Consider the following 24,610-nt stretch of genomic DNA (forward strand, 5'->3'; position numbering starts at 1 on the left):
GAAGCCGGCATGGATATGACGGACTGAACGCTTGCAAGACCGGTGGATACCATGTCGCTCGTCGAGACCTTCTTCAACTACGACGTCCTGATGTCGTCCATACCGGCCCTGCTGCGGGGTTTGTGGAACACCATCCTGCTCGGCATGATGAGCATCGTCATCGGCGTGCCCTTCGGCCTCGTCATCAGCCTCGTCAGGCTCTATGCGCCGAAACCATTCCGGCTGCTCGCCGTCGGCTATATCGACATCCTGCGGGCAACACCGGTCCTCGTCGTCCTCATCCTGATCTATTATGCCTTGCCGTTCCTTGGCATCAGGCTGACGTCCTGGGCATCGGCCGTCATCGCCTTTTCCATCGTCATGGCCGCCTACTCCGCCGAGGTCTTTCGCTCCGGCATCGAGAGTGTCGCGAGGGGTCAGTTCGAGGCGGCCTCGGCCCTCGGCCTGCCCTTCATCGTCACGCTCTACAAGGTGGTTTTGCCGCAGGCGATACGCATAGTCATCCCGCCGATGACCAGCAATTGCGTGTCGATGTTCAAGGATACCTCGCTGGCCTCAACCGTCGCCCTGCCGGAATTGCTGAAGGAAGCGCAGGACGCCCAGGCCCTCTACGCCAACCCCTCGCCCCTGATCGGCGCAGCACTCGTCTACATCATCCTGTTGTGGCCAATGGTGCGACTGGTGAGCATGCTGGAAAAGCGCTTCAAGACCGAAAAGGCCCATTGAAGGCTGCGGTTGCCTGGACGGCAGACGTAGCCTCTTGGACAGCACCGCCAGCAATCATTGCGGAGTGCCTCCGCAAGAAGGCACTCCAGAGCGGAAAACATTCAGCTCCTACACCGAGCCGACTTCTGCCTTACGGCCAAGCGCGCGTTCGACCACGATCACCAGCACGCCTGCGGCTGCCAGGCATGCGGCAAGGAAGAACATCGGCACGATCTTGCTTCCGGTGGCATCGCTGATCCACGGCACCACGTTCTGTGCGATGAAGCCACCGAGATTACCGACCGAGTTGATGGCGGCCAGGCCTGCTGCGGCACCGGCACCCCGGAGGAAGCGCGATGGCAGGCTCCAGAACACCGGCTGCCCGGCAAAAATCCCCGCCGCGGCGATGCAGAGAAAGATGAACTGCAGCAGCGGCGAAGTAACAAGGGCGGATAGCGTCAGGGCGATGGCGCCGACGAAAGCAGGTCCGGCGATGTAGGGTGTCTTTGCTTCCGTCTTGTCGGCAGCGGCAGGCACGACCCAGAGGGCAATCGCCACGACCACCCAAGGGATGATGTTGATGAAGCCGTTGACGGTGTTGGTAACGCCGAAGCCCTTGACGATGGTCGGCAGCCAATAACTCAGCCCATAGGCTGCCAGCGGGAAGCCGATGTAGCAGATAGCCATCAGCATCACCCGCGGGTTGATAAGCGCCTTGAAACCGTCATCTGCGGTGCCGTCCATGCCCTGGTTTTCCTGCGCCAGCCGCTCTTTCAGCCAAAGCTTTTCAGCGTCGTTGAGGAATTTTGCCTCTTCCGGCCGGTCGTCCAGATAGAAGAACGTTACCAGACCCACCACAACGGCGGGGATACCGGTGGCGAGGAACACCCACTCCCAACCGGCAAGGCCCAGGAAGCCGTGCAGATCCAGCAACATGCCGCCAAGCGGCGCGCCGACAGCATTGGCGATGGCGCTGAAGATCATGAACAGACCGACCATGCGCCCTCGATAGTTCCGGGGAAACCAGAGGGTCAGGAGAAACAGCACGCCCGGGAAGAAGCCGGCTTCGGCGACGCCGAGCAGGAAGCGCAGGATGTAGAACATCGTCATATTCTGTGTGAAGGCCAGCGCAATCGTCACCAGACCCCAGCTGACCATGATCCGCGTGAACCAGACACGGGCTCCGAACCGCGTCAGGAACAGGTTTGCAGGGATTTCGAAAATGAAATAACCGACGAAGAACAGGGACGCACCGAGGCCATAGGCGTATTCGCTCATGCCGAGCGCATCGACCATCTGGAGCTTCGCATAGCTGACATTTTGCCGGTCGATATAGGCGATGAGGTAGAGGAGACCCAGAAACGGCATGAGCCGCCAGGTGATCTTCCTGATAAGTGCCTGTTCCGAAACCATGCCGCGTCTCCTCCTCGCAAAATAACAATCAGCCTCCCGTCACCTAGTGCCGGCGTAAAGGCTGGCAACCCTGTAAGGGAAACTTACAGTTGTGTCGCGGATTTGGTGGAGCGCCGTTTGATGCGTTAGTAGATAGAGCTGATAGTGGCAGCCCAAGTCAAATTCGGAGAGAAGTGTTTCATACGTATATAGTCGTGAAATAAAATAATTAAAGCGATTGAGCGAATGTCGACCTGCTCACTTTATGGCCTGCCAGTAAAGATAATCCGTGTATTCCTCAGTAGTCATCTCCCGATAAACAACACCCATCGGTGAGGATTTCTTCATGAGGGGGCCATCAAGCGAGATGCCGGATTCAAGCTCAACAACACCGGTGGCAACACAAGGCTCCCACTTCTCTGTAACCCCAAATAACCTGTTCAAAACCGCGATCATATCATCCCCTAGCTGAAATTCATGCTTAACAAACAACTAACGCGAATTGCTAGCCATCAGATTTAAGCTGGGGACAAATTTGCAAAAGTGGTATTATTGCAACTATATTTGCAATGCCAAATTTTAGAGATAACAATGCATGTTTCACGAAAATTTTGAGAACAGGCCAGCACCGGCTGTAATTTATAAGCGAAATTATATTTATAATATTATATATAAATGAAACTTATTAGAGTAAATAATACAACAGCAGGCCTGCTAAGGCAAAATATACATAATAACAGAAGAAAAATCCACTATAAACTCTTTAATTGACGCCGCCATGCGACATCGACTGCCAATAACGTCCACTATATTGGGCTGCTGCTCTGCCGCCGACTCTTAATCAAACTCCCCGCCTGAAAGGTGGTTGCTGACGGAGGCCTTGACGGTGCCGATGTCGGTCCAGAGTTCTGCGATGATGGACGGGTCTACGTCTCCCAGCATGTCGCGCAGCCAGCCTTCGTGGGCGGCGGCCATGGCGGTGAACAGCTTTTCGCCCTTGGCCGTCAACTTGGCGACGGTCACGCGCCGGTCGCCGTGGGGCGTTTCGCGCAGAACCATACCGTCGATTTCCAGCCGCTCGACCAGCCCCGTGACGTTGCCGTTGGTGACCATCGTCCGTTTTGAGAGTTCGCCGAGCCTCAGCCCGTCGCTTTCGCGATAAAGCTGCGCCATCAGGTCGAACTGCGGCAGCGTCGCGCCGAATTCGGCCCGCAGCCGGCGGCGCACTTCCTGCGAGATCAGCTTCGTGGTCGACAGCATGCGCAGCCAGAGGCGCAGTTCCTGCTTCTTGCCATCCTGGGCGCCGTGCGCAATCGCCTCCAGGTCGACAGTTTCGCTTTCTGCTTCGGCCATGATCCCCGCTCGAATTCCTGGACCGCAATCCGTGTTCCCATGGCATACGAAGCAATATTTGAAATGTCAAAGGTTTCGGATCGGGCCGTGTCGCACGCCAGTGGATAGCCTCATTTGGCCAGCATCCGGGCAAGCAGGAAGCCGGAGCCAGCTCCCGTTCCAGCCCCCGGCCAGGTGGAAGCACCGCACATGTAGAGGCCGGCGACAGGCGTCCTGTAGCGCGAATATCCGGCGACGGGCCGGAACAGGAAATTCTGGTCCAGGTGATGGCTGCCCGAAAGGCTGTCGCCGCCGATGAGATTGGGGTTTTCGCGCTCGAGGTCCAAAGGCGAGACGACGGTCCGGGCGAGGATCTTGGCCCGCAGGCCCGGCGCATGGGCCTCGATGATATCGATCACCCGGTCGGCATAGTCCTCCTTGGCCGCATCCCAGCTGCGCGCGCCGATCTGCCCGGCGGCATCGCCGAGGATCTCGGCCGGAAGAACCCGCACCTGCACCCAGAGCACATGCTTTCCGGCAGGCGCCCGCGACGGATCGATAGCGGTCGGCTGGCCGACGACCAGCGCCGGCTCTATCGGCAACAGACCGGCCGCCGCTTCCGCATAGACTTTCGACATCATCTCGAGATCAGGCGCGATATGCACATAGGCAAAGCTCTTCAGCGCCTCTCCGGCCGTCCAGTCCGGCAGGCTGTCCAGCGCCAGATGGATCATCATCGTGCCGGGTCCGGCACGGAACCGGCTGACCTTGCGATCGAAATCTCGGCGTTTCGGATCGGCATCGAGCAGCTTGCCGAACAGGTTCTTCGGATTGACGTTGGCGATGACGGCGCGGCTCGCCTCCAGCCGACGACCATCGGCCAGCAGCACGCCGGTCGCCTTGCCGCCGGACACCAGCACCTTGTCCACCGCCGTCCCGAGCAGGATCTCGCCCCCGCGCGCGGTCAGCATGCCCGTCATCGCCTTGATGATCGTATCCGCACCGCCTTGTCCAATGACCATGCCAAAGGCCTGGTTGGCCATCGATTCCAGATAGGGAAACAGCGCACCGCCTGCGACATCCGGTGCAAAATCGAGGTGTAGCCCCCAGGCGGCCATCATCGTCTTCAGCTTCGCGTGACGAAACCGGGCATCGAGGAAACCGCGCGGGGAGGAAAGCAGCATGCGCACCGTGTCGTAGAGCCAGCCGCTGCCCTTTTGCCGCCAGGCCTTCCAAAGGACGTTCGCTGCTGCAAGCGAGGGCATGGGTGCACCGAGCAGCCCGAAGATGTGCCGCGCATCGGTGGTGAATTCGGCAAGCATTGCCCGCCAGGCCTCCGCGTCCTCCGGCGAAAGGGCCGCAATCGCAGCCGCCGTCTTTTCGAGATCGGTGCTGACGCCGAGATACGTGCCGTCGCGGAAGACGCTGGCGAAACAATCGGCGGCCGGCACGAAACCGAGACCGTTGGCGACGAGCTCCTGCCGGTATTGGGCAAGGAATGCCGAGCCCGCAAACATCGAGAGGTTCATGGCGCAGAGATCGTGCCGAAAACCCGGCAGCGTCACCTCCGCAGTCTTGACTGCGCCGCCGGCGGTCGTGCTGCCTTCGACGACCGCAACCTTCCAGCCTTTGGCGGCCAGATGTACCGCTGCCGCAAGCCCGTTATGCCCCGCCCCCACCACCACCGCGTCGTATGCCATGATCCACCTTCCGTTCCCTTATTATTTTATACCTCACATGCATACATTCTGCGCCGCCGGCATCAAGGGCAGCGGCCTCGAAATCCCGTCATGGACTGCAATACGATGCGGAATTTGGCTGGAATAACCCCGTTGGATAGCCTGTTTTATAGGCCATATGTCCGCATTTGCCCAATTGTCGGGCGGCCTGAAACTTGACGCCCGAGCCGCCCCGCAAATGCTTGCAATATCATATGGTGTGACATAGGCTTGCCCCATTCAGCCGCCTGCCTGGGCGCAAGAAGGGTAGATCAATGCCCCATCCAGCACGGCGGTTTTCGTTCAAGGGGAACACAGGAATGACGTCGAACACGCTTGCCAGCCTGGCCACCGCCCTCGTTTCGGGCTCCATCAAGGTCGTCGATCTCACCGCATCGCTCGGCCCCGACACCCCGGTGCTCTACCTGCCGCCGCAGTTCGGCAAGAACACGCCGAAGGTCAAGGTCCACACCATCTCGGAGTACAACGAGGATGGGCCGTTCTGGGCCTGGAACTGGCTGGAACTCGGCGAGCATACCGGCACACATTTCGATGCGCCAAGCCACTGGATCACCGGCAAGGACAACCCCCAGAACACCACCGACACCATCCCACCGCAAAACTTCGTCGCCCCCGTTAATGTCATCGATCGCTCGAAGGAGGCAGCCGCCAATCCGGACTATTTGCTGACCGTCGACAGCATCAAGGAATGGGAAGCCGAGTACGGCGACATCGAAGCCGGATCCTGGGTATTGCTGCGTACCGACTGGTACAAGCGCAACGGTTCGACCGAGACATTCCTGAACGCCGACGAGAACGGCCCGCATTCGCCGGGTCCGACTGCCGAGGCGATCGAATATCTGCTCACCAAGGACATCATCGGCTGGGGCCAGGAAACTATCGGCACCGATGCCGGCTCGGCCGGTGGCATGAACCCGCCCTTCCCGGCCCACAACCTGATGCACAAGAACAACCGTTACGGTCTCGCCAGCCTCTGCCAGCTTGATCTTCTGCCGCCAAAGGGCGCCATTCTCATCGCCGCCCCACTGAAGATCGTCTCCGGCACCGGCTCCCCCGTGCGCGCCCTCGCGCTGATCGCCCAATAGACGACGCCCATGCCCCTAGGCGCTCCCTCTCTCCGCCACCGGCAAGGCTCTTGGCCCGGGAGAGCGTCCGCCAAAGGGCACCGGGCGCTTTCGAGCCCTGCTGCGGTGAAGGGACTGGCGGAAGCAGAATCGCTGCCTCCGCCCTCCGCCGCTAGGCAAGCCGCCGCCCCATACATCCCCCACCCTCATTCCTGTGCTCGTCACAGGAATCCAGCCACGGCGCGTCTGCGCCGTGAAAAAACACTTGACCGTCCGCCACAAGCCCTCCCGCGCCCAAGGACTTGGGCGCACTGGATTCCTGTGACAAGCACAGGAATGAGGGAAACCGTGGCAACCTCCCGCCCTCCCGCAAAAGCCAGACTGGCGGAGACAGTGGAAGCAGAGGCAGCAGAGGCAGCAGAGGCAGCAGAGGCAGCAGAGGCAGCATCATTGCAAGCGCCTATCCCACTAAGGCAAGCCATCGGAAGCGCCACTTCCCTCCCTCATTCCTGTGCACGTCACAGGAATCCAGCCACGGTACGTCCGCGCCGTGAAGGGACGTCTCTGGGCTCGTCATATACCCTCCCGGCCTCGACGAGCGGGCCCCATCCTCCAACCACTCTTTGCGGGACAACGGCATGAGCAGCCATGACTACATAATCGTTGGCAGCGGCATCAATGCGCTGGTTGCGGCGGCCATGCTGGGCAAGAAGGGTCGCAAGGTTCTGATCCTCGAGCGCAACGAGCGTATCGGCGGATGCCTGCGCACCGAGGAGATTACCGAGCCCGGCTTCGTCCACGACGTCATGGCGACAACGATGGTGCTGTTTCTGACCTCGCCGGCCTACGGGGCGCTCGGTAAGGATCTGGAGGCGCGCGGCCTTGCTTTCTCGCATGCCGACCTGCCAACCGGCGTGCTGCGTCCGGACGGATCGAACGTCATCTTTTCCAGGGATCGCCAGCGCAACATAGCCACATTCGAAGCCCTCTCGGCAGGCGACGGCAAGACTTTCTCCGACGAAATGGACAGGCTCGGAGCGGATGCGCCGTTCTTGTTCTCCCTGCTCGGCGGCGCTCTCTGGTCGGGCAATATCTTGAAGACTGTGTCCCGGCAGGCCTGGGGCCGAGGCCTTCGCAACCTTGCTGCCTGGTTCGGTAGCGCGCTGACGCCCGCGCGCGGCTACCTGCAAACGGCCTACGGCTCGGACCTTGCCCGCGCACTTTGGGCGCCCTGGGTGCTGCATTGCGGGCTCAGCCCGGAAGATGCCTATTCCGCAGAAATGCTGAAGGTCATCGGATTTGCCATCGAACTTGCGGGCTGCCCGGTAGCGACAGGGGGCGCCGGCACCCTGGTCACTGCTTTCGAACGGCTGATTGCGGACCAGGGCGGCACCATCCGTACGGGTGCCGATGTCGCAAGCATCCTGCCCGGCCCCGGCAACGTCGCCGGCGGCGTTCGCCTTGTGAGTGGTGAAACCCTCACCGCCACCGGCGGCGTCATCTGCTCGACGACCCCGAACCAGCTTTATGAGCGCCTGATGGCCGACTGGCCCGGGCCGCTGCCGGCACAGATCCGCAAGGATGTCTCCCAATATCGCTATGGCAAGGGCAACATGCAGATCCACTACGCGCTGTCCGCCCCGCCCCGCTGGAAACATAACCCTGAGCTCGGCCAGGTCGCGTTGCTGCACCTGACCCCCGGCCTCGACGGTGTCTCGCGCGCCTGCAACGAATGCGAACGCGGTCTACTGCCGGCGGAACCCACCGTTTGCGTCGGCCAGCCGGTATCCTTCGACCCCAGCCGGGCGCCCGAGGGCAAGTCCATCCTCTGGCTACAATTGCCGGAAGCGCCGCGCCTGCTGAGAGGCGATGCCGCGGCCAAGATCGAGACGCCGGCGGATGGCCGCTGGACGGAGACGGTGCGCGAACAGTATGCGGATCGCATCGAGGCGCTGCTGGCGAGCCACATCGAAAACTTCGCCGAAATCAGGCTTGCCCGCCGCGCCTATTCTCCGGCCGATCTCGAGACGATGAACATGAACCTCGTCGGCGGCGACCCCTATGGGGGCCATTGTGGCCTCGACCAGTTTTTTCTCTGGCGGCCCTTCAAGTCTTCGGTTAATCACCGCACCCACATCAAGGGCCTGTACCACATCGGTGCGTCGTCCCACCCGGGCCCTGGCCTCGGCGGCGGTTCGGGTTTCCTGCTCGCATCCTCGCTGAAATAACAGGAAGACGAGGAGGCGTGTGTACATGGAAGAACGGTTTTCAGGTGTCGTGCTCAGGCGCAAGGACGATGGCTACGATGCCCGCCCGACCATGGGCGAGATCGGCCTGAACCATTTCGCGCCCTATCTGATGAACCGACTGATGTCCCGCTGGAACGCCAACATGGCCGACGAGCTGAAGGAGCTGGACATCTCGACCGCCAAGATGCGGGCGCTGGCGGTGCTCAGCGTCTCGACGTCAGTGACCATCAACGAGCTATCGATCTTCGCCGTAACCGAGCAGTCGACAATGAGCCGGACGCTGGATTCACTGGAAACCCAAGGCTATATCCGCCGGCAACCGCGCGCCGAAGACATGCGTATCCGCGACGTCTCGATCACCGAGGAAGGCCGCGCCGCCTTCGAGAAAGTCTGGCCGACGATGTACGACCTGCTGCTGCAGATGTTCGACGGCGTCGAGGAAGCCGAATACCGCGCCTTCATCGGAACGCTGCACAAGGTGCTGCATAATATCCGCAAGCACGAGATTTGAGGACATTGGAGTGGCCGCGCTGCGTGGTGACAAAATCTGAGGGAGTTGGTACTATCGGACCATGGACCGGAAAGAAGTCATTACCCGCCTGATAGCCACCGAGCCGCAGATACGCGCGCTGGGTGTTGATGCTCTCTATCTGTACGGCTCATATGCCAGCGACAGCGCGCGCAGTGATAGCGATATTGATGTCTTGGTCGATTTCGGTCCGGAGAGCGGCAAGGGCCTAACAGCTTTCATGATGCCTTACCAACTTTTGGAAGACCAGTTCCCAGGCGTCGAAATTAGTTACGGTACGCGGGAGTCAATTTCGCCTGCCTATCGCGCCTCTGTAGAGCAAAGCGCGATCCGAGTATTCTGATGACCTCAGCGAAGAGTGCGCATGTCCGCTTGCTGCACATTCTTGAAAACATCGATGGCATTCTGTCTGCCACAAAGGATGTGAAGCCGGATGCGATCGCCGACGATTTTTTGGTCCTGTGAGCCATCGAGCGCTGCATTCAGATTATATCCGAGGCAGCGAAGGAATTGCCCTCCGAAATGCGTGCGAGCGAACCCGATATTCCCTGGCGTGCCATTATTGGCATCGGCAATCTGCTGAGACATGAATATTACCGCATTCGGCCGGGCGACCTGTGGGACATTATCCACGTCCACTTGCCCAAACTGCGACCAGCCATTGCAAGGCTTCTGTCAGAGGCAGAACAATGACTGCTACGCCAGTCAGTCCAGCAAATTATCACGCCTTAGATCCCAGCCCCAAAAGCATGGGGCCAGAGTGTTGAGGTAGCCGCTACACATGTCCGGTTCGAACGCTGGCGTGCTATTGGGTCTGGGTAGTGACCGCCGGCTGCGGGCTGGATGCATCGGGGGCGTTGGCCTTTCCGACGAAATACATTCCGCCCACAAAGATCACACAGGCAACCACCGTGATCGCTGCCAGCTTGGCAATCGATCCCACGCTGGTCCGTTCCGTACCAAAACCCATCTCTTCTGAAGTCATCGTTTAAAAACTCCTCCGTTGATGCGAGCGCTTCTCCTCTTCGCTCGCATTTGGGAAGGGTAACACAGCTTTCCCCCGGTTACAGCCCCTAAGATGTAACCAGGCATATCTACACGTATTGCGGTGCAACATGCAGTGGCCGGAGAACTGGCGCAGTGCAACATCGACCGGTTTCGGACCGCACGTTAGACTGCTGGTTTGTTGGGGATCAGCGCGGTTGCGCCGGCTGCAATTGCCGCGATGATTGCGAAGATGTAGAAATTTCACTCGGGCGCAACCGCGATGCTGGCGATATAGCCGCCGATCAACGGCCCCAGCAACGCTCCGATCCGCGCGAAGCTCAGAGCCCAACCGGTGCCGGCAGCGCGGACAGAGGGCTTGAGATAGTGGGCGAGACAGCCGGTCAGGATAAGCGATGCCGACACCGTGCCGAAACCCGCCACGGCCACGACCGCGTAGTTCAGCAGGATCGAACCCTTGAAGGCGAGTGCGGCGATACCGATCGCGCCGAGCAGGTACGACAGGGTGACCGTCAGCTTCACGCCGAACCTATCCGCCCATTGCCCGAGCACGATACCACCGATCGCCGACGTAAAGGAAAAGACGGCAAGGAAGAGCAGGCTGTCGCCAAGATCGTACCCGCTCTTGCGCATGATCTGCGGCAGCCATTGCGCCAGCCCGTAGACCAGCAGCAGCCCCATGAACAGCGCCACCCAGAAGCATATCGTCGCAAAGGCGTTCTTCGGTGAGAAGATTTCGCCGAGTGCAGTTCGCCAGCCGACCATCTCCCTGGTGTGGGAAGGTTCCACCGGGACCGGCAGACGGAGCCGCGTGGCCAGCTTCGCAGCCGCTTCGTTGCGCTTGCGGGAGACAAGATAGTCCAGCGATTCTGGCAGCAACCAGGCTATGAGGGGTACGCATAGCAAGGGGAGTGCCCCGATGAGCACCACCGGTCGCCAACCGTAATCCGCAAGCAGCCCCCGACCGACCAAGGCCGCCGCAAACAGCCCGAGCGAATAGCCGGAATACATTATGCCGTAGTTCAGGCTCTTCTTGCTGGCCGGGGAATACTCGATGGTCAACGCGGCGGCGATGGGGATTATGCCGCCGAGACCGAGCCCCGCCACGAAACGGCTGAGGGCAAAGACGGTGGGTGTCGGCGCTGCCGAGGTGACGATCATGCAGACCGCGAACAGCGACAGGCAGCACAGAAACATCGGCTTGCGTCCGTAGAGATCGCTCAGCGTACCGATCAGGATACCACCGACCAGCATGCCGAAAATGGTGTAGCTGCCCATGGCGCCAAGCTGCATCGGCGTCAGACCCCAGGCGCTGTCGGTCGAGAGCGCCGGCAGGATGGCACCGAGCACGCCAACGTCATAGCCCTCAGCAAAAATGGCAAACCAGCACAGGAACACCACCATCAAACCGGTTTTCTGGCGTCTGACAGAGGTCCCCGCGTCGACCCGGGATGCTTGAAGATCGTCCATCCAGTTCCCCTTTATTTGCAACCGTTCCGTCCTCACCCTCATCGCTGTGCTTGTCACAGCAATCCAGCCACGGTGCGCCCTTGGGAAAAGACGTCTCGCCCAACGAATTAGGCACCTGACAACGGTGACGGGCACTAGAACGAGACAAAAGCGCCTCTCCCGCATGCGATGGCCTTCGCCCCAAAGCGTCGGCAATCCCTCCACCCTCTAAAGCGTTGCCACCGTCTTTAGCGCGCCATCGAGCGCGATACCGCTTTCGTCGAGCAGGGCTGCCTGGCGCAGGCGCTTCATCCAGGCGGCACCGTCTTCGCGATCTCGCAACAGCGGCAGCGCCGACATGACCCGGTCGAATTTCGACAGGCCACGGGCGTGGGTGTCGGAGTAGCCCTTGACGAGGCGCCTGTTGTTGAGCACCTCGACGGCCAGATCGTAGTTTGCAGCGAGCAGGCCGGTGGCCATTGCGAGCCAGGCGTCACGATGTGCCATCTCGCGGGAGTGGCGCAATGTTCCCCGGCGTGTGCCGCGCAAGGCCGAGACGGCATAAAGGCTGAGGAACCAGAACAGCGTGCCGGTCTGCACCCTCCGTCCCTTGTTGACGAAGCGATCGAGCCGGGCAAACAGCTTCGGCCGGTTCTCGATCCACATCCCCAGCCGCTTCGGAAGAGTGCCGCAGATCTCCTCCATGCGCGGATGCATATACTCTGTCATGTAGACGATCTGGTCGGCCTTTGCCCCGACCTCCTTGCGAACCCGGTCGAAGCGGGATGAGCGCACCTTGAGGTCGGCAACGCGGATGACATCGTCATAAGCCATAGAGATCGCGACGTATTTCGCTGCCTGAACGGTGAACGCGAAGCCTTTTGCCGCGCCGCCATATCTGCGGTCGAGTTCAAGCAGACTTGCCACGCGGCTCAGATATTCGTCGCCATAGGCCGGATCCTGGAAATCCGTCAGCTTCCTGGCACCGGCGTAGAGCAGTGGATGGGCCTCTTCCGGAAACTCGGCGCGGATGCGGTGGACGATTCTGTCGAGAGAGGGATGGCCTGCCGTCTCGGGCAGCGCCTCGAAATGCTTGTGCGGCGTCGCCGAGACGACATCGTTGGTCCTCGCTGTTGCCCGCTCGAAGGCTGCATTGAAAGCCTTCAGGCTCGGCTCGATGCCTTTTCCGCCGCCGCGAATGGTCGTCTCGAATGCCTCCCTGGAAAAGGGCAGCACACCGGCGGCGGCCAGCGCCCCGAACATGGACGCGGAAATGACGCTGCCGTTTTTGGCCGCCAGCGTATCCATGTCGAAGGCGATAATCCGCTTGGCGGCAAAATCCGTGGCTTCGACGACAACTTCGGGATTGCCGATGCCATCACCCGGCTTCTCCTTCTCGCCGACCGCCAGCGCGCGGTGCGTCGAGGCAATCAGCGTCGTGCGATCCGGCGTCACCAGCCCGCGCAGCACCGAACGGCCCGCTTCCATCAGTTCGGCGGCGAGCACAATATCGACGTCGCCCGGCGTCGGCATCAGCGCGAAGATCGGATGGCGGCCCTCGCGGGCGGGCAACAGTTCGAGATAGTAGATAGTGGCGCCGGTACGCTGGGCAACGCCGGGAACAGACGTCGTCTGTGCCATCCAGCCTTGGCTTTCCGCCAGCCCAACGATCCAGTCGGCAAGCACCCCGCCGCCCTGGCCGCCCATGGCGAGAATGGCAATCGAGATCGGCTTGTCCGTCGACAGGCGAATGGCGCCGACGGCCGTTGTAGCAACATGCTCGTTCATGGCGATCCCCTCAATCTGCAAAGACGATGCGGCTTGCCTTGCGGCGGGCCTGCATCCAGCCGATGACGGCACCGCGCATCCGGGCGAGAAAGCGGTCCCAGCCGGTCGGGTTGTGGATAATATCGGCGCGGTAGAACGACGGACAGAGGATGGCGGCCTCCGCCACCTCGCCGCAATTGCCGCAGCCGACGCAGCTGTTGTCGATGGCAGCGACCGGATCGTCCTTCAGCGGGTCGTCAGTATGTTTCACCGACAGCGACGGGCAGCCGGAAAGACGGATGCAGGCGTGGTCGCCGGTGCAGATGTCTTCGTCGACGCCGAACCGCTCCTTGACCATGCGCTTGCCGTCCTTGACCGCCTTGTTGAAGAGCGGCTTGATCCGGCGCTGCTTGTTGAGCATGCATTCCGACGAGGCAACGATGATCTTCGGGCCGGGCTCCTTGGTCGTCAGCGCCTCGCGAAACGTGTCGCGCATCTTGGCGACATCATAGGTCCGGTCGATCTGGCGCACCCAGGTGGCGCCGATGCCCTTGACGGCATTGACGATCGAGTTGTTGGTCTTGCGCCGCGGATTGTCCGCACGCGACGACAGGATATCCTGGCCGCCAGTGGCTGCCGAATAGAAATTGTCGACGACGAGGATGACGCCGTCCTGCTTGTTGAACACCGCATTGCCGACTGAGGTCGCCAGCCCGTTGTGCCAGAAGCCACCGTCGCCCATGACCGAGATCGAGCGCTTGTCGGCCTCGACATTGAAGGCCGAGGCCGAGGCGGGTCCGAGACCATAACCCATCGTCGTGCCGCCGATGTTGAAAGGCGGCAGGATCGAGAACAGGTGACAGCCGATATCGGCGGCGACATGATGCTCGCCCAGCTCCTGTTCGACCAGCTTCATTGCCGCAAAGATCGGCCGCTCCGGACAGCCGATGCAAAAGCCGGCCGGGCGCGGCGGCACGACTTCGGCGAGCGCCCTGACCTTGGGGTCGTTGAGAACGGGCGACGGATCCGGCAGCGGCGGCTGGTTGCCGAGCAGCACGCGGGCATGGGTCTCGAGGAAGGTCTTGATGCCCTTCATCAGCACCTGCGTCGTATATTCGCCACCCATCGGCAGCGTGTCCTTGCCGGCGATCCGCGTCTGGATGTCGCGGCGGCGCAGGATCGTGTTCAGCGACTGCTCGATATATTCCGGCGCGCCTTCCTCGACCATCAAAACGGCCTTTTTGCTGGCGCAGAATTCGGCCAGCTGGTCATCGATCAGCGGATAGGCGACGTTGAGCACGTACAGAGGCACGGAACAGTTGCCATAGACATCGGCAAGGCCAAGCTGCTGCAACGAGCGCATGACGCCATTATACATGCCGCCCAACAGGATGATGCCGACATCGCCTTCGCTGGGACCGAAATATTCGTTGAGCTTGCGGCGCTTGATAAACTCCACGGCGGCCGGCCAGCGCTGCTCCAGCTTCTGCTTCTCATGGACAAAGGTTGCCGGCGGCAGGACGATGCGGTTGACGTCGCGGACCGGATTTTCCAGCGCCTGGCGCAGCGTGAACTCCGGCCGCTTGTTGTTCTTTGCTTCGAACTGGCCGTGCACATGGCAGCTGCGGATGCCGACCTGCAGCATCACGGGTGTATTGGACGCTTCGGAAAGCTCGAAGCCGGTTTCGACAGCATCGACGATCGACGGCAGGTTGGGGCGCGGATTGAGCAACCACATCTGCGACTTCATCGCATAGGCATGGCTGCGCTCCTGCATGATCGACGATCCCTCGCCGTAATCCTCGCCAATGATGATCAGCGCGCCGCCGGTCACCCCGCCCGACGACAGGTTGGAGAGTGCGTCCGAGGCAACATTGGTGCCGGCCGTTGACTTCCATGTGACGGCGCCGCGCACCGGGTACATCACCGAGGCGGACAGCATCGCCGCCGCTGCTGCCTCCGAGGCCGATGTCTCGAAATGGATGCCGAGATCCTCCATGACATCCTTGGCGTCGGCCAGCACGTCCATCAGATGCGAGATCGGCGAGCCTTGGTAGCCGCCGACATAGGAGACGCCGGACTGCAGCAACGCCTTGGTAATCGCGAGAATTCCCTCGCCGCGGAAGGTGTCGCCCTCCCCCAGCTTCAGGTCCTCGACTTCGCGGGCAAAAGACCGTTCAGCCATTTCAGTTCCCCTTCGCCCTTGTCAGGCGTTTTCTTCAATCATTTGCAAAAGCATATTTTGCGCTTCGACCGGCTGTCAATCAGCAAATGGCCTGAAGCCATCAACATGCGTTACCGCACGCCCGTTTGATCGAAGTAAAAGCAACCTGAGCCGAATAAATATGCAAAAGCATACATTATGCTCAACTTGATCTTGCGCGGTCTCTGGCTGATTCCGGGAAATGGAGACCGACACTGCTATTTTTCTACAACGCCAGAGAATCCGCTTGCGCTTCCCAATGGTTATTTTAAGATTAAAACATTCCGATAATAAATCGCCAGCGGCAGGCCGGCCACAGGTCATCTACCGCTGAACAGGGGAACGGAGTGACCATGGACCATCTGACACGGCGCCAGGCGTTGAGCCTAGGCGCGGCTACTTTCATCACGGGCATTCTCGCTGGCCGGACGGTCGTCGAGGCGGCCGATGTGAATACGCTAACGATCGCATTCAACGTCAACCTGCCGGCCTTCGACCCGACGACAGGCCCCTCGGCCGTCAATCCGACGATCCAGGCGATCTACCGCTCGGTCTTCGACCAGTTCATCGGCCAGGGCCCGGACCTGAAGTTCCAGCCTGGCCTTTTGACGAAATGGGGCTGGAACGACGACAAGACCAAAGTCTGGATGGACGTCCGCGAAGGCGTTACCTGGCACGATGGATCCAAATTCACCCCGGAGGATGTCGTCTGGTCGCTGAACCGCGCCGGCGACCAGAAGGGCGGCAACCCCATCTCCTTCATCTGGTCGACTGCCACCAACTACAAGATCGAGGGCAACCGGATTACCGGGGACGTCGTTCGCTACGAGCCGACCTATTTCATGTGGATGGCCTTCCTGACAGGCTATGTCCTGCCGAAGGATTATTACACCAAGGTCGGCGCAGAGGGCTTCGAGAAGAAGCCGATCGGCACGGGCCCGTATATGGTCGATGCCTACGAGGGCAATTCCTTCCTGCGCCTCAAGGCAAACCCGAACTATTTCGGCGGCAAGCCAGCCTTCGAGACGGTCATTTACAAATTCGTCCCGGATACGACAAGCCGCGTCGCCGAGATCGAATCCGGCTCCTCCGACGTGACACTGGAAGTGCCCTACGAGGATTTCGACCGTCTCAAGAAGAAGAAGGGCCTCGACGGCGTCGCCACGCCTGTCTCCGACATCGGCATGATCTTCATCTCGAATGTCGGCCCTATGCTCGACAAGAACGTCCGCCTCGCCGCCAACATGGCAATCGACAAGGAAGCCATCATCAAGCGTCTGTTGCGCGGCTACGGCAAACCGCTCTCGACGCTCGAGGCCCCAGAATACTCGGCTTACGATGCTGGGATCAAGACGCCTTACGATCCGGAAGGTGCCAAGAAGCTTCTGGCGGCCAGCGGCTTCTCGCCAGAAAAGCCGGTGAAGTTTGCCATCAAGACCACCCGCGGCTTCAAGCCGAAGGACTACGAGATGATCCAGGCAATCGTCGGCATGTGGCGCAAGGTCGGCATCGAAGCGGAAATAGAAGTCTACGAGATCGCCAAGCACTATGAGCTTCGCGCCGCCCACCAGCTCGGTCCTGCCGCCTTCTACAACTGGGGCAATGCCATCGGCGATCCAACGACCTCGACCGGCTTTGCAATGTACAGCAAATCGCCGCATTCGGGCTGGAAGACGGACGATGTCGACAACCTGATCAACCCGCTCTGGGGCGAAAAGGACGAAGCCAAGCGCATCGCGGGCTGGAAGGCGGTCGATAAGTATATTGCCGAAGAGGGATACGTCATCCCGCTGCTGCAATATGCCCAGCCGATCCTCTACAAATCGAGCGTCAAGGTCACCCCGAACGTCTCGGGCGCCCTGCAAGCAGCACAGGTAGCGAAGGCCTGATAGAGGTTTGGACGCAAGCCACGGGCTAATCTCCCCCGTTGTGGGGGAGATGTCGGCCAAGCTGACAGAGGGGGTTGGTCGCCACGCACTTCCACAGTGACGAGCGACACCTGTGCCTTGTCCCGAACATCCGTAGGCGCCCACTCATCAGTCGTTCGGTCATCTTCCCGCCGGCGGGGAGATGAATTCCTCTTCATTGGCCAATTCAGCCTTATTCGATCGAACGGGCACCGACATGAGCCTATGGCGGCACCAGACCATCCTCCCTCACTCCTGTGCTCGTCACAGGAATACAGTGCGCCCAAGTCCTTGGGCGCGGGAGATATCACGGCTAGACGCATCGAGTTCTCTAACGGTGCCCCTATTGCGACGATCAACAGGTGGCAGGATGCCCAGGGCTGATGCCGCCGTGACTTTCACCAGGAAGCGGCCGAGAATTGGCTTATGCCACTGCCTGAGGGCCGGAAGCCATAATCCATGATAGCCATTGCCATTCTCAATCGCCTGCTCATGGCCCTTGTCACGCTGTTCGGTGTGGCGCTGATCGTCTTCGTGCTTTTGCGCGTTGTCCCCGGCGATCCGATTGCCATGATGATCTCGCCAGGCGCGACACCGGCCGACATCGCCGCGATGCGCGCCCATTACGGGCTCGACGCCAGCCTTCCGGTGCAGTTTGGCCTGTGGCTGAAGGCTGTCGCGATCGGTGATTTCGGCACCTCGATCTCGCTGAAGCGCAGCGTCCTCGGCCTGCTCGGCGACCGGCTTCCGGCTACCCTCGAGCTGGCCTTTGCCGCCCTGGTGCTGGCAGTCCTGCTCGGTGGTCTTGTGGCGATTGTTGGCACACTGGTACGCCGTACCATCCTCGAGCCGATCATCGACAGCCTCAATGGGCTTTTCCTCGCCGTCCCCGATTTCGTCTGGGCGCTGGCCCTTGTGCTGGTCCTCGGCGTTGCCTTTCCGCTGTTTCCGCTGTCGGGCCGCATCGATCCTAGTATCGACGCGCAGTTCCACACACCCTTCTACCTGATCGAGAGCTTTGTGACCCTGCGCTTTCAGATCTTTGCCGACGTTGCCGCCCATATGTTGATGCCCGTGCTGGCTCTAGGCCTGCCGCTTGCCGCCATCGTCGCCCGGGTGCTGAAAGCAACGCTTTCGGAGGCGATGCTGCAGGACTACATCCTGCTTGCAAGGCTGAAGGGCATGTCCAACCTGCGGCTGGTGCTGCAGGAGGCGCTGCGCAATGCCGTCGGACCGACCATTGCGCTGACCGGCGTGCAGTTCACCTTCCTCATCGGCGGCACCGTCATCGTCGAGCGCATCTTTGCCTATCCGGGCATCGGCAACATGGCGATCGACGCCGTCATTAATCGCGACCTGCCGCTGATCCAGGGGCTGGTGCTGGTCTTCGGCCTGCTGTTCATCGTCATCAACCTGCTGGTCGACGCGCTCGTCGCGGCCTTCAATCCGAGGCTGGCTCATGGCTGAGATCGTTGCATCCACTGCGCCGAGAACGCCGTCACGCTCCGCAAGACGCCTGCTGGCCCTGCTTCGCGAGCCGAAAGTCCTACTGGGCGGCGGCTTTATCCTTTTGCTGGTCATCCTTGCCGTCTTCGCACCCCTCATTGCCCCGAAGGACCCGCTCGAGCAGGACCTGATGTCCGGCACCCTGCCCCCCGCTTGGATGGATGGCGGCGACCATAACTTCCTTCTCGGCACCGACGATCTCGGCCGCGACGTGCTGTCGCGCATGATATTCGGCACCCGTATCGCCCTGACCGTTGCCTTCGTGGCCGCCGGGCTTTCCGCACTGATCGGCACCTTGCTCGGCCTGTTTGCCGGCTGGTACGGCGGGTGGCCGGACCGTATCATCTCGCGGCTGGTCGATATCTGGATGGCATTCCCGCCGGTGCTGCTGTCGATCCTTCTGGTCGCCGTGTTCGGCTCGGGCGTCCATTCGGTCATTGCCGCCATCGTCATCATCGACTGGACCCGCTTCTGCCGCGTCGTACGCTCGGAAACCCAGGCGCAGGCGCAGATGGACTACGTCACCGCCGCCCGCACCATCGGCTTCTCCAGGCTGCGCATCCTGTTCTCGGAAATTTTGCCGAATGTGGCGCCCGTCCTCATCGCGCTTGTCAGCCTCGAAATGGGCATTGCGGTCATCGTCGAAGCCATCTTGTCCTTTGTCGGCCTTTCCGTCTCCTCGGACACGCCAACCTGGGGCGGCATGATCGCCGAGGGCCGGCAGATTATCCATGACGGCTGGTGGGTATTGGTGGCGCCGCTGCTGGCGCTATTTGCGACTGTGCTGGCCTTCAACCAACTCGGCGATGGCCTGCGCCGCGCCCTCGACCCGGTGATGCGCCGATGACCCAGCCGCTTCTCTCGATAACCGGCCTCAGCGCCGTCTCCGACCGCGACGGCGGCGCGCCGATCCTGCGCGATGTCGGGCTGACGCTGGAGCGCGGCGAGGTTCGGGGCCTCGTTGGCGAAAGTGGCGCCGGAAAATCGACCATCGCCAAGGCGCTGCTCGGCATCCTTCCGCGCACTGTCCGCGTCGTCGGCGGCTTTATCAATTTCGAGGGCCGTGACTTGCTACGGTTGCCGCAGAAGGAACTGCGCTCGATCATGGGCAGCGAGATCTCGCTGATTCCACAGGATCCGCAGACGGCCCTTAATCCGGGACGCCGCATCGAGGCACAACTGACCGACGGTCTTCGCCTGAAGCGCGGCCTGTCGTCGAAGGAGGCCGCTCAGCGGGCGCTAAAACTGCTGGAAGAAGTTCATATCCACGATCCCGAAAGGGTACTGCGCTGCTACCCGCACGAACTTTCCGGCGGCATGCGCCAGCGCGTTCTGATTGCCGCCGCCTTCGCGCTGGAGCCTAAACTTGTCGTCGCCGACGAGCCGACGACGGCCCTCGACGTGACCGTGCAGAAGCAGATCCTGCGGCTGATCCGCCGCCTGCAGGAGGCGCACGGCACCGCCGTCATCTTCGTCACCCACGACCTCGGCGTCGTCGCCCAGATCTGCGACAGCGTCACCCTGCTCTACGCTGGCAAGGTCATCGAGGAAGGTCGTACCGCCGAGGTGCTGTCGACCCCGCGCCACATTTACACGCAAGCCCTGATCGCAGCCGGGCCACGCTACGACCGTCCAAACGCCGGCCTGACGCCGGTGCCGCCCGAAATCTTCGAAGAACTCCGCCGCGAGATTGGCCTTCACGACGGGAGCCGCAGCCATGTCTGAGCCCCTACTCACGGCCACTGGCCTCGAGGTCACCTATGGCGGGCGGCGCACATTGGCCGGCCGTCATGTCGATGGCGTCAAAGTGCTGCACGGCATCGATATCGCCGTCCAGCGTGGCGAGACCATTGGCATCGTCGGCGAGAGCGGTTCGGGCAAGACGACGCTCGGGCGGGCCCTGTTGCGGCTGGTCGACACCTCGGCCGGCGAGATCCGCTTCGACGGGACGGATATCACACGTCTGCCGGATGCCAGGATGCGGCCGTTGCGGCGCCGCATGCAGATGATCTTCCAGGATCCGATGGCCTCGCTCAATCCGCGCCACTCGATCCGTCGCATCCTCGTCGAGCCGCTGCTGCTGCACGGCGTCGCCAGGGATCGGCGTGAAGCCGAGCGCAAGGTCGCTGCGATCCTCGATCGGGTGACGCTGCCGCAGGCCTGCCTCGACCGCAATCCGCACGAACTCTCCGGCGGCCAGCGCCAGCGGATCGGCATTGCAAGGGCGGCGCTGCTGGAACCGGATTTCGTGCTTGCCGACGAGATCGTCTCGGGCCTCGACGTCTCTACGCAGGCTCAGGTACTCAACCTGCTGAAAGAGCTTTCGACGGATCTTGGCCTATCGATGGCTTTCATCAGCCACGATCTCTCCGTCATCCGCGCCATCTGCGACCGCGTCTACGTGATGCGGCAGGGCCGCGTCGTCGAGGAAGGGCCCTGTGAGCGCGTCTTCGCCGCGCCCGCCTCCCAATATACGCGCCTGCTACTCGACGCCATTCCACTGCCCGAGGTCGACCCGGACTGGCTCTGGCGCGTCAGCGAAAACGAGGACTCGGCCTGACCTTAGGCCGAGCAGTATGTGCTTGCCATAGCCATGAGATACGCACCGGGGCCGCGGGCCTTCGGGGCGGAGGAAGACTGGTGCCTTCCGGAAAACGCCCGCCAAACAGGGGAACGTAGAAATGAAGAAGCATATCACGGCCTTCGCATTTGCCATGACCACTGCCCTCTCCAGCGCTGGTATCGCGTATGCCGACGGCATACCCGGCATGCGCGGTCACGACCACACCGGCATCACCGTGCCCGACATGAAGCAGGCGCTTGACTTCTTCGTCGGCGTCGTCGGCTGCGAAAAAGCCATGTCCTTCGGCCCGATCTCCGACGACAAGGGCACGCTGATGACCGACCTCGTCGGCGTCGATGCCAAGGCCAAGATCGACCAGGTGACGCTGGTGCGCTGCGGCTACGGCTCCAACATCGAGATCTTCCAGTACGAGGCCCCCGACCAGCGCGACCTCAAGGCCCGCAACAGCGATATCGGCGCCTTCCACATCGCCCTCTATGTCGACGATGTCGGAGCCGCCAAAAAATATCTCGACGGCAAGGGCATCGCCACCCGCATGGGGCCTGTGCCGATGAACGACGGCCCGATTGCCGGGCAGACGATCATGTATTTCCAGGCCCCCTGGGGCCTGCAACTCGAAGCCATCAGCTATCCCAAAGGCATGGCCTACGAGAAGGAGTCCAAGGTGATCCTGTGGTCACCCAAGGACCCCGCGAAATAGGGCTGCGACACTTTGGCTGCCTGGTTTCGCTGGAAATCGGGCGGCCGGCGGTCACTTCCCGCAATTGCGACTTGACGCCCAGAGGCTGCGTTTATATTTTAAACTTCAAATAACTTGCGACGCGCAGCGACCTGCAACATGACAGGGAAGGATTCACGATGAAAATCGTTTGTATCGGCGGCGGCCCGGCCGGGCTTTATTTCGGGCTGCTGATGAAGAAGCTGCATCCCGGCCATTCCATCCGCATCGTCGAGCGCAACAAGCCCTACGACACCTTCGGCTGGGGCGTGGTGTTTTCCGACGCGACGATGGAATCGATGAAGGTCTGGGATCCGGAGAGTGCCGCCGAGATACAGGACGCCTTCAATCACTGGGACGATATCGAAGTCTGGTTCAAGGGCACGAAACAGCGCACCTCCGGCCATGGCTTTGTCGGCATCGGCCGCAAGAAGCTCCTCAACATCCTGCAGCGCCGCTGCGAGGCGCTGGGCGTCGAGCTCATCTTCGAGACCGACGCAACATCCGACCTCGATTACCCCGACGCCGATCTCGTCATCGGCTCCGACGGGCTGAACTCCAAGATCCGCAACCATTATCCGGAGATCTTCCAGCCGGACATGATCACCCGGCCGAACCGCTATATCTGGCTCGGCACCAACAAGCTGTTCGATGCCTTCACCTTCGATTTCCGCAAGACGGATCACGGCTGGTTCCAGGCGCATATCTACAAGTTCGACGAGAACACATCGACCTTCATCATCGAGACGACGGAAGAGGCCTATCGGGCCCACGATCTCGACACCATGGAACAGCAGGCCTCGATCGACTTCTGTCAGGACCTGTTTGCCGAAGCGCTGGACGGCGCGCCGCTGATGACCAATGCCCGCCACATGCGCGGCAGCGCCTGGCTGAATTTCAACCGGCTGATCTGCGGCAAGTGGAGCCATTTCAACGGCAATTCGCACGTGGTGCTGATGGGCGATGCCGCCCACACGGCACATTTCGCCATCGGCTCCGGCACAAAGCTTGCCATCGACGACGCCATCGAGCTAGCCCGCCAGTTCGAGATCCACGAGCACAGCGCCGACAAGATCCCGGCCGTTCTGCATGCCTACGAGGAGATCCGCCGGGTCGACGTCGCCCGCATCCAGAACGCCGCGCGCAACGCGATGGAATGGTTCGAAGTCGTCGGCACCCGCTATGCCGACGCGCTGGAGCCGGAACAATTCATGTATTCGATGCTGACCCGTTCGCAGCGCATCAGCCACGAGAACCTGCGGCTGCGCGACAGGCACTGGCTGGAAGGCTATGAGCGCTGGTTTGCCGAGAAATCCGGGCTGACGGTGGGCAACGGCCGCTGCCTGCCGCCGATGTTCACGCCCTTCACCCTGCGCAACATTACCCTGCCGAACCGCCTCGTCGTGTCGCCGATGGCGATGTATTCGGCAAAGGACGGCTTGATTAACGACTTTCACCTGGTTCACCTCGGCGCTCGCGCTCTGGGCGGTGCCGGGCTGATCTTTGCCGAAATGACCTGCGTCTCTCCGGATGCGCGCATCACGCCCGGCTGCCTCGGTCTCTGGAACGAGGAACAGGCCGCCGGCTGGCGCCGAGTCGTCGATTTCATCCACGGCAATGGCGATGCCAAGGTCGGGATCCAGATCGGCCATGCCGGCCGCAAGGGTTCGACCAAGCTCGCCTGGGACGGCATCGACCAGCCGCTCACCGACGGCAACTGGCCGCTGATCTCGGCCTCCGCCATTCCCTACCTGAAAAACAGCCAGGTGCCGAAGGCGATGGACCGCGCCGACATGGACCGCGTCAAGGCCGACCACGTCCGCTCGGTGCAGCTTGCCGTCACCACCGGCGCCGATTGGCTGGAGCTGCACTGCGCCCACGGCTACCTGCTGTCGAGCTTCCTGTCGCCACTGACCAACCAGCGCACCGACGAATACGGCGGCAGCCACGAAAACCGCGCCCGCTATCCCCTGGAGATCTTTGCCGCCATCCGTGCCGTCTGGCCGGACGACAAGCCGATTTCCGTGCGTCTCTCCTGCAACGACTGGGCCGACGGCGGCAACACGCCTGAAGACGCAGCCATCTTTGCGCAGATGTTCAAGGATGCCGGCGCCGACCTGATCGACTGCTCCTCGGGACAGGTATCGAAGGAGGAGAAGCCGGTCTATGGCCGCCTGTTCCAGACGCCGTTTTCCGACAAGATCCGCAACGAGATCGGCATTCCGACGATCGCCGTCGGCGCCATCTCGGAGGCCGATCATGCCAATTCCATCATCTCGGCCGGTCGCGCCGATCTCTGCGCCATCGCCCGGCCGCATCTCGCCGATGCCGCCTGGTCATTGCATGAGGCCGCAAAAATCGGCATCACTTCCATTCCCTGGCCAAAACAGTACCAGTCGGCCAAATCGCAGTATGAAAACAATCTCGCCCGTGCGGTTCCCGCCGCGCCGGCCAAGTGAGA

General features: G+C 61.4%; 22 protein-coding genes. 14 read left to right on the forward strand and 8 right to left on the reverse strand.

Going from position 1 to position 24,610, the window contains the following annotated elements; genetic code table 11:
- Positions 1-51: 51 nt before the first annotated feature.
- On the forward strand, positions 52-726 hold the full coding sequence (locus J5289_RS15380) for an amino acid ABC transporter permease (protein WP_209184510.1): 675 nt from the start codon (positions 52-54) through the stop codon (positions 724-726).
- A 108-nt stretch (positions 727-834) separates the two neighbouring features.
- On the opposite strand, the gene J5289_RS15385 is transcribed toward J5289_RS15380, so the two are convergent.
- The 4 genes from J5289_RS15385 to J5289_RS15400 form a co-directional block, all read right to left on the reverse strand.
- Positions 835-2,118 (reverse strand): MFS transporter, encoded by a 1,284-nt coding sequence (locus J5289_RS15385; RefSeq protein WP_209184511.1) that lies wholly within the window; start codon positions 2,116-2,118, stop codon positions 835-837.
- A 237-nt stretch (positions 2,119-2,355) separates the two neighbouring features.
- Positions 2,356-2,553 (reverse strand): hypothetical protein, encoded by a 198-nt coding sequence (locus tag J5289_RS15390; protein WP_209184512.1) that lies wholly within the window; start codon positions 2,551-2,553, stop codon positions 2,356-2,358.
- Positions 2,554-2,934: 381 nt separating this feature from the next.
- Complete coding sequence (locus J5289_RS15395) at positions 2,935-3,450, reverse strand: MarR family winged helix-turn-helix transcriptional regulator (RefSeq protein WP_111222465.1); 516 nt, start codon at positions 3,448-3,450, stop codon at positions 2,935-2,937.
- A gap of 110 nt (positions 3,451-3,560) precedes the next feature.
- Positions 3,561-5,132 (reverse strand): NAD(P)/FAD-dependent oxidoreductase, encoded by a 1,572-nt coding sequence (locus J5289_RS15400; protein WP_209184602.1) that lies wholly within the window; start codon positions 5,130-5,132, stop codon positions 3,561-3,563.
- A 335-nt stretch (positions 5,133-5,467) separates the two neighbouring features.
- Between J5289_RS15400 and J5289_RS15405 the strand changes: the two genes are divergently transcribed.
- The 6 genes from J5289_RS15405 to J5289_RS29245 all read left to right on the forward strand — a co-directional run bounded on the left by J5289_RS15405 (position 5,468) and on the right by J5289_RS29245 (position 9,703).
- Positions 5,468-6,253 (forward strand): cyclase family protein, encoded by a 786-nt coding sequence (locus J5289_RS15405; protein ID WP_209184513.1) that lies wholly within the window; start codon positions 5,468-5,470, stop codon positions 6,251-6,253.
- A 617-nt stretch (positions 6,254-6,870) separates the two neighbouring features.
- On the forward strand, positions 6,871-8,460 hold the full coding sequence (locus J5289_RS15410; protein ID WP_209184514.1) for an NAD(P)/FAD-dependent oxidoreductase: 1,590 nt from the start codon (positions 6,871-6,873) through the stop codon (positions 8,458-8,460).
- Between the two features lie 25 nt (positions 8,461-8,485).
- Entirely contained in the window at positions 8,486-8,992 is a 507-nt protein-coding gene (locus tag J5289_RS15415; protein WP_142830794.1) for a MarR family winged helix-turn-helix transcriptional regulator, read from the forward strand.
- 61 nt (positions 8,993-9,053) lie between these two features.
- The gene (locus tag J5289_RS15420; protein WP_209184515.1) at positions 9,054-9,353 is read left to right on the forward strand and encodes a nucleotidyltransferase family protein; all 300 of its coding nucleotides are present in this window, start codon (positions 9,054-9,056) and stop codon (positions 9,351-9,353) included.
- Positions 9,353-9,475: a hypothetical protein gene (locus J5289_RS29240; RefSeq protein WP_257623391.1), complete on the forward strand. Its 123-nt coding sequence runs from the start codon at positions 9,353-9,355 to the stop codon at positions 9,473-9,475. The genes J5289_RS15420 and J5289_RS29240 overlap by 1 nt, the downstream gene beginning before the upstream one ends.
- Before the next feature lie 57 nt (positions 9,476-9,532).
- Positions 9,533-9,703, forward strand: coding sequence for a DUF86 domain-containing protein (locus J5289_RS29245; RefSeq protein ID WP_247749170.1), 171 nt, complete (start codon positions 9,533-9,535; stop codon positions 9,701-9,703).
- A 112-nt stretch (positions 9,704-9,815) separates the two neighbouring features.
- Here the strand turns inward: J5289_RS29245 and J5289_RS15430 are convergent, their stop codons facing one another.
- From J5289_RS15430 to J5289_RS15445, 4 genes are all read right to left on the reverse strand, one after another.
- A complete protein-coding gene (locus J5289_RS15430) occupies positions 9,816-9,995 on the reverse strand; it encodes a hypothetical protein (protein ID WP_209184516.1) in 180 nt (59 codons plus the stop codon).
- A 263-nt stretch (positions 9,996-10,258) separates the two neighbouring features.
- Positions 10,259-11,485 (reverse strand): MFS transporter, encoded by a 1,227-nt coding sequence (locus J5289_RS15435; protein WP_247749171.1) that lies wholly within the window; start codon positions 11,483-11,485, stop codon positions 10,259-10,261.
- A 207-nt stretch (positions 11,486-11,692) separates the two neighbouring features.
- The gene (locus J5289_RS15440) at positions 11,693-13,252 is read right to left on the reverse strand and encodes an indolepyruvate oxidoreductase subunit beta family protein (RefSeq protein WP_209187543.1); all 1,560 of its coding nucleotides are present in this window, start codon (positions 13,250-13,252) and stop codon (positions 11,693-11,695) included.
- A 10-nt stretch (positions 13,253-13,262) separates the two neighbouring features.
- Entirely contained in the window at positions 13,263-15,416 is a 2,154-nt protein-coding gene (locus tag J5289_RS15445; RefSeq protein WP_209184518.1) for an indolepyruvate ferredoxin oxidoreductase subunit alpha, read from the reverse strand.
- 371 nt (positions 15,417-15,787) lie between these two features.
- Here J5289_RS15445 and J5289_RS15450 point away from each other — a divergent pair, with 371 nt between their 5' ends.
- The 7 genes from J5289_RS15450 to J5289_RS15480 all read left to right on the forward strand — a co-directional run bounded on the left by J5289_RS15450 (position 15,788) and on the right by J5289_RS15480 (position 24,608).
- Complete coding sequence (locus J5289_RS15450) at positions 15,788-17,323, forward strand: ABC transporter substrate-binding protein (RefSeq protein ID WP_209184603.1); 1,536 nt, start codon at positions 15,788-15,790, stop codon at positions 17,321-17,323.
- Positions 17,324-17,800: 477 nt separating this feature from the next.
- Positions 17,801-18,808: an ABC transporter permease gene (locus tag J5289_RS15455; protein ID WP_209206481.1), complete on the forward strand. Its 1,008-nt coding sequence runs from the start codon at positions 17,801-17,803 to the stop codon at positions 18,806-18,808.
- On the forward strand, positions 18,801-19,694 hold the full coding sequence (locus J5289_RS15460; protein ID WP_209206480.1) for an ABC transporter permease: 894 nt from the start codon (positions 18,801-18,803) through the stop codon (positions 19,692-19,694). Before J5289_RS15455 ends, J5289_RS15460 begins: the two co-directional genes overlap by 8 nt.
- The gene (locus tag J5289_RS15465; protein ID WP_209184521.1) at positions 19,691-20,572 is read left to right on the forward strand and encodes an ABC transporter ATP-binding protein; all 882 of its coding nucleotides are present in this window, start codon (positions 19,691-19,693) and stop codon (positions 20,570-20,572) included. The genes J5289_RS15460 and J5289_RS15465 overlap by 4 nt, the downstream gene beginning before the upstream one ends.
- Entirely contained in the window at positions 20,565-21,407 is an 843-nt protein-coding gene (locus tag J5289_RS15470; protein ID WP_209184522.1) for an ATP-binding cassette domain-containing protein, read from the forward strand. The genes J5289_RS15465 and J5289_RS15470 overlap by 8 nt, the downstream gene beginning before the upstream one ends.
- Before the next feature lie 121 nt (positions 21,408-21,528).
- Positions 21,529-22,131, forward strand: a complete 603-nt coding sequence (locus tag J5289_RS15475) for a VOC family protein (protein WP_374108261.1) — start codon at positions 21,529-21,531, stop codon at positions 22,129-22,131.
- Between the two features lie 158 nt (positions 22,132-22,289).
- Complete coding sequence (locus tag J5289_RS15480) at positions 22,290-24,608, forward strand: bifunctional salicylyl-CoA 5-hydroxylase/oxidoreductase (protein ID WP_209184523.1); 2,319 nt, start codon at positions 22,290-22,292, stop codon at positions 24,606-24,608.
- Positions 24,609-24,610 lie beyond the last annotated feature (2 nt).

This window comes from Rhizobium sp. B230/85 (genome assembly GCF_019355735.1).
GTDB lineage: Bacteria > Pseudomonadota > Alphaproteobacteria > Rhizobiales > Rhizobiaceae > Rhizobium > Rhizobium rhododendri.

Excerpts from the sequence above, each read along its gene's own strand:
- J5289_RS15395 (WP_111222465.1), bottom strand. The coding sequence starts at position 3,450 with ATGGCCGAAGCAGAAAGCGAAACTGTCGACCTGGAGGCGATTGCGCAC.
- J5289_RS15475 (WP_374108261.1), top strand. The coding sequence starts at position 21,529 with ATGAAGAAGCATATCACGGCCTTCGCATTTGCCATGACCACTGCCCTC.
- J5289_RS15480 (WP_209184523.1), top strand. The coding sequence starts at position 22,290 with ATGAAAATCGTTTGTATCGGCGGCGGCCCGGCCGGGCTTTATTTCGGG.
- J5289_RS15465 (WP_209184521.1), top strand. The coding sequence starts at position 19,691 with ATGACCCAGCCGCTTCTCTCGATAACCGGCCTCAGCGCCGTCTCCGAC.
- J5289_RS15385 (WP_209184511.1), bottom strand. The coding sequence starts at position 2,118 with ATGGTTTCGGAACAGGCACTTATCAGGAAGATCACCTGGCGGCTCATG.
- J5289_RS15455 (WP_209206481.1), top strand. The coding sequence starts at position 17,801 with ATGATAGCCATTGCCATTCTCAATCGCCTGCTCATGGCCCTTGTCACG.
- J5289_RS15440 (WP_209187543.1), bottom strand. The coding sequence starts at position 13,252 with ATGAACGAGCATGTTGCTACAACGGCCGTCGGCGCCATTCGCCTGTCG.
- J5289_RS15410 (WP_209184514.1), top strand. The coding sequence starts at position 6,871 with ATGAGCAGCCATGACTACATAATCGTTGGCAGCGGCATCAATGCGCTG.
- J5289_RS15430 (WP_209184516.1), bottom strand. The coding sequence starts at position 9,995 with ATGACTTCAGAAGAGATGGGTTTTGGTACGGAACGGACCAGCGTGGGA.
- J5289_RS15415 (WP_142830794.1), top strand. The coding sequence starts at position 8,486 with ATGGAAGAACGGTTTTCAGGTGTCGTGCTCAGGCGCAAGGACGATGGC.
- J5289_RS15470 (WP_209184522.1), top strand. The coding sequence starts at position 20,565 with ATGTCTGAGCCCCTACTCACGGCCACTGGCCTCGAGGTCACCTATGGC.
- J5289_RS15405 (WP_209184513.1), top strand. The coding sequence starts at position 5,468 with ATGACGTCGAACACGCTTGCCAGCCTGGCCACCGCCCTCGTTTCGGGC.
- J5289_RS15435 (WP_247749171.1), bottom strand. The coding sequence starts at position 11,485 with ATGGACGATCTTCAAGCATCCCGGGTCGACGCGGGGACCTCTGTCAGA.
- J5289_RS15420 (WP_209184515.1), top strand. The coding sequence starts at position 9,054 with ATGGACCGGAAAGAAGTCATTACCCGCCTGATAGCCACCGAGCCGCAG.
- J5289_RS15450 (WP_209184603.1), top strand. The coding sequence starts at position 15,788 with ATGGACCATCTGACACGGCGCCAGGCGTTGAGCCTAGGCGCGGCTACT.
- J5289_RS15445 (WP_209184518.1), bottom strand. The coding sequence starts at position 15,416 with ATGGCTGAACGGTCTTTTGCCCGCGAAGTCGAGGACCTGAAGCTGGGG.
- J5289_RS15460 (WP_209206480.1), top strand. The coding sequence starts at position 18,801 with ATGGCTGAGATCGTTGCATCCACTGCGCCGAGAACGCCGTCACGCTCC.
- J5289_RS15390 (WP_209184512.1), bottom strand. The coding sequence starts at position 2,553 with ATGATCGCGGTTTTGAACAGGTTATTTGGGGTTACAGAGAAGTGGGAG.
- J5289_RS29245 (WP_247749170.1), top strand. The coding sequence starts at position 9,533 with ATGCGTGCGAGCGAACCCGATATTCCCTGGCGTGCCATTATTGGCATC.
- J5289_RS15380 (WP_209184510.1), top strand. The coding sequence starts at position 52 with ATGTCGCTCGTCGAGACCTTCTTCAACTACGACGTCCTGATGTCGTCC.
- J5289_RS29240 (WP_257623391.1), top strand. The coding sequence starts at position 9,353 with ATGACCTCAGCGAAGAGTGCGCATGTCCGCTTGCTGCACATTCTTGAA.